General features: G+C 71.1%; 9 protein-coding genes. 6 read left to right on the top strand and 3 right to left on the bottom strand.

The features are described from left to right. The 6 genes from EIZ44_RS38100 (at position 1) to EIZ44_RS38075 (ending at position 9,386) form a co-directional block, all read left to right on the top strand. Entirely contained in the window at positions 1–2,958 is a 2,958-nt protein-coding gene (locus EIZ44_RS38100) for an ATP-binding protein (protein WP_043834917.1), read from the top strand. A 46-nt stretch (positions 2,959–3,004) separates the two neighbouring features. Further along, entirely contained in the window at positions 3,005–5,083 is a 2,079-nt protein-coding gene (locus EIZ44_RS38095; protein ID WP_037815752.1) for a hypothetical protein, read from the top strand. A gap of 3 nt (positions 5,084–5,086) precedes the next feature. After that, positions 5,087–5,686 carry a hypothetical protein gene (locus EIZ44_RS38090; protein ID WP_134669403.1) on the top strand — a complete coding sequence of 200 codons (600 nt, stop codon included), beginning with the start codon at positions 5,087–5,089 and terminating at the stop codon, positions 5,684–5,686. 2 nt (positions 5,687–5,688) lie between these two features. Continuing rightward, positions 5,689–6,687, top strand: coding sequence for a C40 family peptidase (locus EIZ44_RS38085; RefSeq protein ID WP_037815749.1), 999 nt, complete (start codon positions 5,689–5,691; stop codon positions 6,685–6,687). 2,192 nt (positions 6,688–8,879) lie between these two features. Next, positions 8,880–9,164, top strand: a complete 285-nt coding sequence (locus EIZ44_RS44990) for a hypothetical protein (protein ID WP_167754405.1) — start codon at positions 8,880–8,882, stop codon at positions 9,162–9,164. Between the two features lie 24 nt (positions 9,165–9,188). Further along, entirely contained in the window at positions 9,189–9,386 is a 198-nt protein-coding gene (locus EIZ44_RS38075) for a hypothetical protein (RefSeq protein WP_037815747.1), read from the top strand. Between the two features lie 185 nt (positions 9,387–9,571). On the opposite strand, the gene EIZ44_RS38070 is transcribed toward EIZ44_RS38075, so the two are convergent. From EIZ44_RS38070 to EIZ44_RS38060, 3 genes are read right to left on the bottom strand one after another with little or no spacing between them, the layout of a single operon-like run. Continuing rightward, positions 9,572–10,354 (bottom strand): hypothetical protein, encoded by a 783-nt coding sequence (locus EIZ44_RS38070; RefSeq protein ID WP_134733920.1) that lies wholly within the window; start codon positions 10,352–10,354, stop codon positions 9,572–9,574. Further along, positions 10,351–11,496 carry an SMI1/KNR4 family protein gene (locus EIZ44_RS38065; RefSeq protein WP_167754404.1) on the bottom strand — a complete coding sequence of 382 codons (1,146 nt, stop codon included), beginning with the start codon at positions 11,494–11,496 and terminating at the stop codon, positions 10,351–10,353. Before EIZ44_RS38065 ends, EIZ44_RS38070 begins: the two co-directional genes overlap by 4 nt. A gap of 58 nt (positions 11,497–11,554) precedes the next feature. Next, positions 11,555–12,514 (bottom strand): ATP-binding protein, encoded by a 960-nt coding sequence (locus EIZ44_RS38060; RefSeq protein WP_134733918.1) that lies wholly within the window; start codon positions 12,512–12,514, stop codon positions 11,555–11,557. Positions 12,515–12,611 lie beyond the last annotated feature (97 nt).

Raw genomic sequence — 12,611 nt, 5'->3', positions numbered from 1 at the left:
TTGTTCGGTCGCGGCGGAAGCCGAGGGAAGCGGGAGCAAGACGTCCCTGCCGGTGCGTGGAACACGCCCCCGCAGGGCCGTCCGCCGTCCGGCGGCAGCAAGTCCGGCGGCAAGGGCCGCAGGCTGCCCGGTGAGCAGGCGATACCGGCGTACACGCCGTCGATCGCCGCGCGCAGCATCGACGGGCATCTGCTGCGCACCGGGTACGAGGTGTACGCCTGGTACCGGCTCGCGCCGCAGCGCTGGTCGTTCCGTTCCGATTCGCAGCGCCGCGACCTGATCGCGGCCATCGCGGGCCAGTACGCCGAACTGCAGGGCCGCTGGCTGCACCTGCGCGTCACCAACCGGCCGTACCCGATCCGGATGTGGGCCGAGGCGCACGTGCACAACGCGGTCGGCAGGCCGAACGACGTGCCGGGCGCGCTGTCGTTCGACGACTACCTGATCGGCGAGCAGCAGCAGCTGATGGGCCGCTCGATGGCGGAAAAAGAGGTGTACCTCGGCGTCCAGGTGCAGACCCGGCGCATGGTGGACCGCGCGGTCGAACGCGCCGCGCCGGTGCTGCGCCGGATCCTGCCCGAGGCGGTCGACGCCGAACTGGCCGCGCTCGACTCCGAGATCGAGCACCTCGACCAGGTCATCGGCAGCGCCGGGCTGGAAGGCCGTCCGGTGCACGCCGAGGAGATGTCCTGGCTGATGCACCGTTCGTGCTCGCTCGGCCTGCCCGCGCCGCGGAACATGCCCGCGGTGCCCGGCGCGGCGTGGGAGCCCGAAGACCTCGCCAGCTTCACCGACGCGGCTGATTTCCACGCCGACCCGTACGCGCCCACGGTCACCGTGCGCGGCCGTACCGGGTCCAACGCCGGCGTGTCGCGGCATCTCGCGGTGCTCACCGTCGGCCAGATGCACGGGCTGCAGATCCCCGAGGTCGACGACCCGTGGATCCAGCACGCGGACCGGCTGCCCGCGGCGGTCGAGGTGTCCGCGCGGATCTACGTGCGGCGTCCGGAAGAGGTGTCCGGCGAACTGCAGCGGCAGATGAACAAGGTCCGCTCGCAGGTCAAGCACTACACCGACGAGCACGAGCTGGAGCCGCCGCAGTCGCTGGCCCGGCAAGCGGGCCGGGTGCTGGAGATCGACGACGAGATGACGTCGGGCTTCACCGCGCTGGCCACGCGCGTGCGGTCGTGGTGGCGCCTCGCGGTGTCCGGTCCGACCGAGCGCGACGCGCTGCGGCTGGCCCAGCAGCTGCTCGACCTGTACAAGCCGAAGATCGCCATCGAACATCCGGAAGCGCAGTACGCGATGGCCCGGGAGTTCATCCCGGGCGAGCCGCTGGCCTCGGGCGCGTACATGCGCCGCGGTTCGGTGGTGTGGACGGCTTCGGCGGTGCCCACCGCGACCGCGGAGGTCGGCGACCGGCGCGGCATCCTGCTCGGCGAAACCGTCACCGCGACGCGGCGGCCGGTGGCCTGGGACCCGTGGATGGCGCAGGAAATCCGCGACGGGTCGGGCCTCACCGCGATGGTCGCCGGCCTGGGCGGCGGCAAGTCGTTCCTCGGCGGCGGCATCGTCTACAAGACGCTGCGGGCCGGGGCGCACTGGACGATCCTCGACCCGTCCGGGCCGCTGTCACGGCTGTGCGACCTGCCGGAGATCCGCCCGTACGCGCGGCCGATCAACCTGCTCAACGCCCAGCCGGGCATCCTCAACCCGTACCGCGTGGTCGCCGATCCGCTGATCGAGCACTTCATGGACGAGGAGGACCCGGAACGCTCGTGGCGGCGCGAAAAGGCGCTGGCCGGGGCGACCCGGCGGCGGCTCGTGCTCGACGTGCTCACCGGCGTGCTGCCGTACGAGGTGTCGCGGATGGCGCAGACCCGGATCGTGCTGCTGCGCGCGGTCCGCGCGGTCGGCGGCCGGTTCGACGCCGACCCGGGCCAGGTCATCGACGCGCTGCGGCGGGATTCGAGCGAGCACCACGAGCACGCGGTCGTGGTCGCGGACTTCCTGGACGAGATGCGCGAGCGGATGGCGCTGCTGATCCCGGAAACCGACGCGGACCCGTACTCCGAGACCCGCGACGACCGGATGACCGTGCTGACCATGGCGGGGCTGACCCTGCCGAAGGACGGCGTGCCGCGCGAGTACTGGACCGACGCCGAATCGCTCGGCGTGGAAATGCTGAACCTCGCGGCGTGGCTGACCCAGCGGTCGGTGTACGAGAAGCCGAAGGAACTGCGCAAGGGCGTCTGGATCGACGAGGCGTTCTTCCTGTCCGAGGTGCCGACCGGGCGCGTGCTGATGAACCGGTTCGCGCGCGACTCGCGGAAGTGGAACGTCCGGGTGCTGCTGTCGTCGCAGATCCCGGCGGACTTCCTGAAGATCCAGGGTTTCGTGGCGCTGCTGGACTCGGTGTTCGTCGGCAGGCTCGACGACGACGATGCCCAGGCGGACGCGCTGCGGCTGCTGAAGGTGCCGGTCGGCGTGGGCTACGAGCAGGTCGTCGCCGCGCTCGGCCGCCGCCCCGGAGCCCAGCGTGGGCTCGAACGCGACATGGAGCCCCGGCAGTTCATCTTCGGTGACGGCGCCGGCGGCGTGGAACGCATCCGCGTCGACTTCTCCGGCCCGCATCTCGACCCGTTGCGCGCGGTCATGGACACCACCCCGGGCTCGCCCGACGCGCGCAGCAAACCCGGCAGCGAACTCGTGGTACCCCACGAGGACGAGGCCAAGCCGTACGTCCCCGCCCCACCGGAGGACGACGAGCTGGAACACGACTTCGAACTCCAAGCGGAACTCGAGGTCGGTCTCGCCGACGAGCAGCTGCTGGGCTCGCCGGACCCGCTCGCGTCCGAGACCGGCGAGGTGGAGGGTGCAGTGCGCAACGGACGGCAGGAGGACCGGCACGCCCGCGCCGGCGGCAAGGGCGGCGGAACCGGCAGGGATGCCGCATGACCCCCGGTGATCCGGGCCGGCCCGCGCCGGCCGTGAGGAGGCCTGCGTGAACACCGTCTTCACGCTGGCGTTCGTCCTCGCGTTCGCCGCCGGCTGGCACGCGCTCCGCAAACGCGTCAAGGAAGGCCCCAAGCCAGGCGGCCGCCGCCCCAGCAGGCGCGCGTCGCTGCTGGCGGTGGTGGCGGTGATCGGGCTGCAGACGGTGCTCTTCGCTCCGTCGGCCAACGCGGCGGCTTGCGGGGAGTCACCGAACCCGGAGCGGCCGGGGGCGGGCATGGTCGGCGCGCTCGACCCCGCCGAAGGCCACGGCGAGGCGGGCAGTCCGTACATCGATTACAGCTACGCCGGGTTCGTGTGGAACACCTACCAGACGAACTGCACGGCGTTGTCGGCCATCGCCTCGCCCAGCTCCACGATCGACACCTGGGCGGGCAACCAGCTTTTCAATGTCGGCAAGAACATCGTCGGCGCCACCAACTCGCTGCACTACACGGTGCTCGAGGGCGGTCTGCTCAACCCGATCTACAACGCGGTCAAGGCGGGCGCGGAGAAGGTCTACAACAACATCTACACGCAGTTGTTCGGGCTGGTCGCGCTGATTATGTCGATCATGTTGTTCCGCAACATCTGGCGCGGCGACCTGGCCGGGGTCAGCAAGCGGGCGCTGTACGCGATGGCGGGCGTGTGGCTCGCCGCCTCGTCGCTCGCGATGCTGCGCTATTTCGACCCCATCGACAAAGCGATCGTGCAGACCACCACGAACATCCAGGCCGGGTTCGTGGACGAGTCCGAGAACCGGGTGGTGCGGCACATCCTGCCGACCGACCTGCACAACGAAGTGGTCTACAAGAACTGGCTGCGCGGGGAGTTCGGGTCGCCGGACGCGCCGCAGGCAGCCCAGTACGGCCGCCCGCTGCTCGACGCCCAAGCCTTCACCTGGGAGCAACTGCGCAACGGCGACGACGGCAAGCAGAACGTCGTCGACGCCAAGAAGGCCGCCTTCAAGGACATCTCCACCAAACTCGGCCCCGCCACCGGTTACTTCACCGGCGAGGCGGGCGGCCGCACCGGCGCCGGGTTCCTCGCGCTGGGCCAGAGCCTCGTCTACTCGCTCTTCCAGTTGCTGGCCAAGGCGTCCGTGCTGCTCGCGCAGGTGCTGATCCGCCTGTTCGCGCTCACCGCGCCGCTGATCGGCCTGGTCGCGCTGCTGAACCCGGAGATCCTGCGCCGCGTGCTCAAGGTCGCCGGCGGCATCGCGTTCAACCTGGTCGTGCTGTCGGTGCTGGCCGGCGTGCACGCGCTGCTGCTGCAGGCGATCTTCGCCGCGGGCGACGGGCTCAACCTGCTCACCAAGATGGTCCTCGCCGGGCTCATCACGGTGCTGCTGTTCCTCGTCGGGCGCCCGGTGCGGCGGCTGTGGCAGATGGTCGAGATGTCGGTCAGCATGGTCGGCGGTGCGGTGCCGTCGCCGGGCGGCGGGCTGTTCTCCCGGTTCCGCCGGAAGAACGAGCCGACGCCGCAGGACCAGTTCTGGCAGAACGTCCGCGACACCGACGACGTCGTGGACGGCGAGCAGCGCGGCCCGATCGGCGCGACCGTCGGCGGCGGCCGGTACCGGCCCGAGGCGGCGGTTTTCGCCAGCTCGCAGCGGCTCGACAACGGCTCCCGGGCGGCCCGTCCCGCCGCGGCCTGGTCCGGTGCTCCGTGGCCGGGCGCGGTCGGTCCCGCGCAGTCCGCCGCGGGCGCGTTGCCCTCGGGCGGCGGAGGCGGTGCGCCGGCGTTCGGCCAGTATCACCCGGTCGCCGGTGCGCCCGGCGACTACGTGATGGCGGGCGCGCGGTGGCCGGTCAAGGAAAGCCGCCAGGTCGACACGTCCCCGGTCGCGGACCGGCGGTGGAGCGACGAACCGGAACCGGTGGTCGTCCCGTCGCGGATGAGCGCGCCGGATCGCGGCTACTCGGCTCCGGCGCCGGACCAGCCGGGGTTCACCGTGCCGACGCAGGGCATCCGGGCGCAGCCGCGCCGGGTGGATCCCGAGGTCGTGGCCGGGAAACCGGTGTTCGTGCTGTACCGCCCGTCGCGCGGCATCGAGGTCCGCGACACCGACCAGGTCATGGGGCGGTGACCGATGCCGATCCGCACCAACCGCGGCCGGACCGCGGTCTACCGCCGCCTGTGGGGGTTCCCGCTCCGCTCGCCCCGGCATCTCGTGGGCACGCTGGTGTTCCTCGCCGTGCTGATCACCGCGCTGGGCGTCGGCCTGCCCAAGCTCCTGGGCAAACCGGCGTCCGCGCATCCGGGAGCGGCTCCGCCGAACTCGTCGGCCGGGCCGCACACCGGCGTCGCGGCCCCGGTGCCGAGCACGGAAACCCTGCCGACCCGGCTGTCGCAGCCGCTGGTCACCCCGTCGTCGGCGGCGCCGAACCCGCAGGCGCTGAGCATCGCTAAGCAGTGGGCGACGGCGTGGGTGCACCATCCGGCGGGCATCTCGAACGCCGACTGGCTCAACGGGATGCGCGCGCTCACCACCGACGAGTACCTCCCGATTATGTCCACTGTGGACCCCGCGAACATCCCGGCGACCAAGGTCACCGGCGATCCGACGGTCGCGCAGTCCTACTCCAGTTCGGTCAAGGTCGTGGTCCCCACCGACGGTCCGAAACTCAGCATCACCGTGGTCAAAACCGCGGCGGGATGGCGAGTGTCGGACTATGACCAGGCGAGCTGACCGTGAAGCTGGCCATTCTCGTCTCGGTGGTGATCGCCGCCGTTTTCGCCACGGTGCTCACCACCAACGTCGTGCAGAAGGCGGTGACCGACCAGCAGCAGGCGGCGGCCGGCGGGGTCGCGCTGACCTCGTGCGACGCCGCGATCGGCCCCACCCAGCCCGGCCAGCCGGAGCAGGGCGGGGCGGACGCCGCGGAACTCGACCAGGAGTCGCGCAACACGGTTTCGCTGATCATCTCGATCGGCAAGCAGCGCAGCCTCGCGCCGCGGGCGTGGCAGGTCGCGATCCAGGCCGGGATGACCGAATCGCGGCTGCACAACGTGAACTACGGCGACCGCGATTCGCTCGGCATCTTCCAGATGCGCCCGTCGATGAACTGGGGCAGCGCGGCCCAGGTCACCGACCCGAATTACGCGATCAACAAATTCTTCGACGTCCTGCTCGGCGTCCCGGACTGGGAAAACCTGCGCCCCGGCGACGCCGCGCAACGGGTCGAGCGGTCCGGCTTCCCGGACCGGTACCACCGCTGGGAGGCCATGGCGGCCGCGCTGGTGCAGAACATGGGCCAGATCGCCGACGTGGTGGGCTGCGGGCAGGGCATGGGAGCCGCGCTGCCGCCGAGCCAGGCCGCGGCGCAGGCGATCAAGTTCGCGCTCGGCGAGCAGGGCAAGCCTTACATCTGGGGCGCGACCGGCCCGGATTCCTATGACTGTTCCGGCCTGATGCTGCGCGCCTACGAGTCGGCGGGCGTGATCCTGCCGCGCGTGTCGAAGGACCAGTACAAGGCGGGCGCGATGCTGCCGGTGCGCGACGCGCAGCCCGGCGACCTGATTTTCCTCGCCACCGACCCGGCCGACCCGACGACCATCCACCACGTCGCGATGTACCTGGGAGACGGCAAGATCGTCGAGGCCCAGCAGACCGGCGTGCCGGTGCACGTGCGCCCGTTCTCGTTCGACGAGCACGAAGTCGTGCCGCAGGCGGTGCGCCCCGGCGTCTAGCATGGGTGCGGGAGGCACCGGCTCTTGACCCGCGGGTTGCCCAGTACCGCGGGTCCGGATTCACCCCGAAGTCGCGGCCTGTCCACGAGCACGTGGCCGCGCGCTGGCAGAGGATGGCACACGTGGCACGGAAATTCGGCAAGCGAGGCAAGACCGGCCAAAGCGAGCCCCAGGACCCGGCGGCGCTGTTCGGCGCACCGCAGCCGCCGCGCCAGTCCGCGCACCCCGCGTCCAGCACCCCGTTGGCGGACCTGCTGAACCAGGGAATGCCCGGCGTCGACGGCGGGTACGTCGTCCTGCCGCGTTCCCTGGCCGAGGGCATGTCGCTCCCGTGGCAACAGCAGATGGCGGCTTTGCTGGCCCAGTTCCACGCCGAACACGCACGGTTGTCGTGGCCGGTGTACCGGGTGGTCCCGTCCCGCTACGAGCGCCTGGTGGATCTCGACGAGGAGCAGCTCGCGGAGGCGGGCTACCTGGTGGAGATGGACGCCGAGGGCGAGATGGTCTACCGGGAACGGAGCGGCCGGAAGGTCCAGGACCCCGACCGGACGACTGTGCTGGTGTCCTGCCTGGACCCGATCCCGCGCCCGGCTGCCGCTGGCCCGGCGCCTTCAGGCGAGGCGCCCCCGGTAGGCCCGCTGGCCGCGGCGGTGCCGATGAACATCGGGCCGGCGCCGGTTTGGCGATCTTCGGCGCCTCAGGGGCCGGTGGGGGATGAACTGCCGACGAAGTCCGCTCCGGTGGCGGCTGTACGCCCTTCAGACGCTCATGGGGGTTCGGCTCCGGCTCCTTCCGCGGCGGAACAGGCGGTTTCGCTCGCTGAGCAGGCCTCGGACGCTGCTGGTCCGGAGGCGATTGCTGCGGACGAGACACCTCAGCCCAGCCCGGCTGTCGAGGCTGCCGCTTCGCCTGCTGCTCCGCCTGCCGCTCCGCCGGTGCCGCCGCCCGACACCAGCGTTCCGTCCTCGGTGCCGCCACCCGCGCAACCTGCGGTCAATCCGCAGTTGCAGGCGAGGCAGGCGTGGCAGCCGAAGCCGTACGTGCACGAGCCGCGTCAGCCTGCTCGCCCGGCAGAACCGTTGCCGCAACAGGGGAATCCGGTGGTTCCGCCACACGGTCGGCATGAGGCCGCTCCCGGGCGGCATGGACAGAACCCGGCGGTACAGCAAAGTCAGATTCCGCAGCCCGGGGCGCAGCAGTACGGCCCGAGTTCGCCACCCGCACCTGCGACCCCGCCGATGCCTGCGCCGCAACCCCCGGCCCAGCCAGCTGCGCAACAGCCGGTCACTCCGCCCGCGTCCGGTGGGTCACAACTGTCTCCGCAGCAGCCGCCTACGGCCACACCTAACACGGAGTCGGTGAACCCGCCCGCGGCTAGTGCTGCGCAACCGGTTCCGCCCGCGATGCAGCAGCCTGCTCCTCCCGCGCCTAGTGCGGAGTCGGCGAATCCGCCTGCGCCTGGTGCGTCGCAACCGGTTCCGCCCGCGAGCGCTCCGGCACCTGCTTCACCCAGCGCTGAGTCGGCGACCCCGCCCGCGTCTACTGCACCGCAGCAGCCGCTGACGGCTCCTGCCGCACCCGGCTCCGAGTCGGCGAACGCGCCCGCTCCGGCTGCGCCGCAATCGGTGCCGCAGCAGCCGTCGACAGCTCCTGTCTCGCCCAGCGCGGAGGCAGCGACTCCGCCCGCGCCTGGTGCCTCGCAACCGACTCCGCCTGCGAGCGCTCCGGCTCCTGCGCCACCGAGCGCTGAGTCGGCGACCCCGCCCGCGCCTACTGCACCGCAGCAGCCGACGGCTCCTGCCACACCCGGCTCCGAATCGGCAAGCTCGCCCGCTCCTGCTGCGGCGCAACCGGTGCCGCAGCAACCGCCGACGGCTCCTGCCGCGCCCGGCGCTGAGTCGGCGAACTCGCCCGCGTCTGCTGCACCGCCACCGGTGCAGCACCAGCCTGCTCCTCCCGTGCCCAGCGCGGAGTCAGCGACCCCGCCCGCGCCTGCTGCACCGCAACAGCCCCCGGCTGCTCCTCCCGCACCCGCGGAGTCGGCAAATCCGCCCGCCCCTTCCGCACCGCAACCACCTGCGAATCCGCCTGCCCAGCCGCCGCAAGCACCTCCCGCCTCGGGTGCTCCGTTCCAGCTTCCGCAGCCCAGCGGTCGCCGTCGGGCGGTTGAGACCGGGCCGGACGGGCGGCCCTTGCCTGTCTTCCCTGGGCAGGAGACCGGCACCTCCACGCCGCCGCCGGTGCGGCCGTATCGGGATGAGCTGCCGGTGTTTCCGGGCAAGGAATCGGCCGTACCGCCGGTTCCGGATTACGGTGCTTCCTCCCCGGCGGACGACGCGGCGACCCCGCCCCGCGGCATTCCGGTCGGGGATCCTCGCGGGTGGTTCGACGAGCATCCCGACCACGAGGACGACGGTCCCGCCGACTTCGGGCCCACCGGGCAGCCCACGGAGGTTCCGTTCCGCTGGCGCAAGTGAGCGGGCAGGTGTCAGGCTGAACCCATGTCTGACGACCCGAACCCGGACCAGGGCTGGTACTACAACACCCGCACCCACGAAGTCGAGCACCTGGAACGCAGCCGCGGAGTCGACCTCCTCGGCCCGTACCCGGACGAGGCCACGGCCCGCCGCGCGCTCGACATCGCCCGCGAACGCACCCGGCAAGCCGACGCGGCGGACCGTTCTTGGGACGGCGACTGACTGGTCGGTCAGCCGGAGTCCGCGATGTGGAAGCGGCTAACGCACCCGGCAAGCTGACGTCGCGGACCGTGCCTGGGACGGTGACTGACTGGGCTGGTCAGTCGGGGTCCGCGGTGTGGAAGCGGATGACGCGCGCGGCAAGCCGACGCCGCCGACCGTGCCCGGTACGGCGACTGACTGGGCGGTCAGGCAGGGTAAAGCGGTTTAGTACGCGGCTGCCCCCACAACTGCAGCAGGCAGCCGGAATCCGTGGTGTGGAAGCGGATCCGGTAATCGCCGTGTCCGGCGGGCAGCGGTGGCAACTCCCGTTCCTGTCCGGCCAGTTCGCGCAGGACGACGTGGCCGGAATGAAAGCGGCAGCTCAGCTCCGCGATCCGGGCATAGGACTGGTCGGGGCCTGGATCCGCGGGGCAGAGCAGCACGGTCAACGGGAGCTCGCCGTCGTGGATCGGGGGCCAGAAGAGCGCCGCGCCGGGGACCGCGTCGATCAGGTTCGCGGATTCGGCGGACGGCGGTACCGGCAGGATGTCGCCGAGCGAACGGCCTCGGTCTAGCAGCATGAACTGCCCTGCCCGGACGCGCAGGTGAAAATCGAGGCGCGTGGTCGCGGGCCGGTACGGGGCGAAGTCCTCGGGGAAGCCGTTCGAGGCAAGGAATTCAATGAACTGGGCGTCGGTCACCTGCCGGGTGCGCTCGGCGAGGCCGGGGACGTCTCCTGGCTCCGGCCGTTCGTATCTGCGGACAACCGCGATCTGGCCGGGGCCTTCGGGCAAGGGGCCTTGCCATTGGCTTACCGACACGGTCCCGCAGGTTCGGCAGGCGTCCCGCCTGACGCAGATGGTCCGGCCGGACGCGTCGGTCTGGGTTTCGGTCGCTTCCAGGGCGAAGTCGGGGAAGTCGTGCGGGCTGCCGCAGGATCGCAGGATGTGTTCCATCGCGACGTCTTCCCTGGTCGGGACGGGTCTCATCGGTCACCTCGGGGTCGGGCCAGCAGGGCGCGGCCGCGCTCGGGGGTGAGTGTCGAGGCCAGCGCCGGGTCGGCGAGCAGCGCGACCGGGGCGATGTGGTCGGCGTTCCGCGGCCGCCAGTGCTCCATCGCCGCCCGCACGGCCCGCCACAACGCGTCCGCATCGCCTGCGTGGTCGTCCAGGGCCTTCCTGACCAGCTGATCGAACGCTGGCTCGCCGAACTTCGGGCCGTCCCGCCGAAGCCGGGCTTGGCCTTCGCCGATGGCGAGCTGGATCTCCGGGCGTTCGCCGATCATCGCCGTCTGCAGTACCGAGTGGCGGTAGTTCGTCGCGGTCCGAGCGTGCTCGGCGAACAGCCACGGCAGGAATTCCTCGGTGAACAGCGGATCGGCGAAAAAGCCTTCTGGCGCCTGATGCAGCAGCCTGCTGAACGACTGGCTGGCCTGGTACTCCCGGCCGAGAAGCAGGTCTAGCTGGACGAGCAGGATCGTGGCCCGGTCGCGGCCGAATTCCTCGGCCTGAGCGAGAACCGCCGAGGCAGCGTCGGCATCGCCGGCGAGCGCGTCGAGCCTGGCCTGTTCGACCTTGGCGTCCCACGAGTCGCGAGTTTCGCCTTCCGGACGGCGCATCTGGTGGAACTCGGCGTACAGGCTCTCCATCAACGCGGTGAACGACGCGAACCGGGTGGGCGGTTCAGCCATCCAGGAGAACAAGCTGTACGCCGCCCACTCGCCGGACTCGTCGACGTCGCCCGGGTCGAGGAACAGGATCCCGGCGTCGGCCTCGAGCGAGATCAGCAGTCCCCGGCTGAACTTGTTGCTCTCGGCCGGTTCCTCCTCGGAGAGTTCTTCCCAGCCCTCCCAGTACGGCTCGATGTCCCGCAGCCAGCCGAGCGTGGCGGTGTCCCGCATGCGCCAGACGAACGATCCGGCGTCGCGCCAGCCGTCTGTCGTCAGCAGGAAATCCCGGTAGGACGGCGGCAGCGGCAGACCCAATCGTGCCTCTGCCGCCGCGACCGCCTCCTCGCTCGCCGGGGCGAAGCCGAGCCATCGATCGCGCAGCACCTGCGGGTCGAGATCGGCGGGCTCGGAGCTCTGGATCCACTCCGCGCTCCACCGGGACAGCCAGGGTTTCCAGTCCATGCGCGGCATTATGGCGGCGCGGCTCCGGCCCCGGTGGCGGATTCGGCGAGGTGTGCGGTTACCCCATCACCAAGGCCGGATCCAGTACGAATTCCGGATCCACCTGCTCCGTCAGATCCGTTCCCGCGCGTCCGTTCCCCCAGGCCCGCGCGTTCCGCAGGTGGAACTCCACGCCCTGGCGCTGGTACCGCGCCCAGTCGCGCGGTGTCGTGTCCACGAGGTCCTGCATCGCGGCCAGCGTCGCCAGGTTGCGCGGTTCCAGTTCGCCGATCGGCCGGGTCGTGCCGCGTTCGGCGGCCCGGACGTGGCCGGACGTCGTCATCCAGCCCAGCAACGCCGAACCCAGCTGCTCGGTCAGGAAGTCCACGTCGTCGCCGTCGGTGACCTTGTTCCCGATCGCGACCAGGTGAACCCCGAAGTCCCGCGCGTGATCCGCGTACTGACGGTAAACACCAACGCTGCGCAGGGTCGGTTCGCACACCAGGAACGTCACGTCGAAGCGCGTGAACAGACCCGAGGCGAACGCGTCGGCACCCGCGGTCATGTCCATCACGACGTACTCGTCCGTGCCGTCGACCAGGTGGTTCAGCAGCAGTTCGGCCGCGCCGACCTTCGAGTGGTAGCAGGCCACGCCGAGGTCGTCCTCGTCGAACTGGCCGGTGACGCCCAGCCGGACGCCGCCGAGCGGGCGGAAGCAGGCGTCGAAGATCGGGTTGTCCTCGAACGGCCGCACGAGTCGCGAGCCGCGGCCGGGCGGGGTGGTTTTGATCATCGCGTCGGCCGACGGGATCCGCGGGTTGTCGCCGCGCAGGTACTCCTTGATCAGCGGCATGTTGTCGCCGAGCGTCGGCCACGCGAGCGCCTGTTCCTCGGTCGCGCCGAGGGCGACCGCCAGGTGCTGGTTGATGTCGGCGTCGATCGCCAGCACCGGTTTGCCCGCAGCGGCCACATAAGAGACGAACAGCGACGAGAGCGTGGTTTTCCCGCTGCCGCCCTTGCCGACGAACGCGATCTTCACCGATCCGGCCCCTTCTGAAAATGAAGACGATTATCAATGCCAGGCAGGCTACACCCGACCGGCCCGCGCCCGAACGGGCGATCACCGGCGGTTCGGC

This window comes from Amycolatopsis nivea (assembly GCF_004522235.1).
Classification (GTDB): Bacteria; Actinomycetota; Actinomycetes; order Mycobacteriales; family Pseudonocardiaceae; genus Amycolatopsis; species Amycolatopsis nivea.
The sequence above is the reverse complement of the archived record's forward strand: the minus strand, read 5'-3'. Positions and strand labels throughout refer to the sequence as shown.

Coding starts and splice junctions, on each gene's coding strand:
- EIZ44_RS38075 (WP_037815747.1), top strand. CDS start 9,189: ATGTCTGACGACCCGAACCCGGACCAGGGCTGGTACTACAACACCCGC.
- EIZ44_RS38070 (WP_134733920.1), bottom strand. CDS start 10,354: ATGAGACCCGTCCCGACCAGGGAAGACGTCGCGATGGAACACATCCTG.
- EIZ44_RS38090 (WP_134669403.1), top strand. CDS start 5,087: ATGCCGATCCGCACCAACCGCGGCCGGACCGCGGTCTACCGCCGCCTG.
- EIZ44_RS38065 (WP_167754404.1), bottom strand. CDS start 11,496: ATGGACTGGAAACCCTGGCTGTCCCGGTGGAGCGCGGAGTGGATCCAG.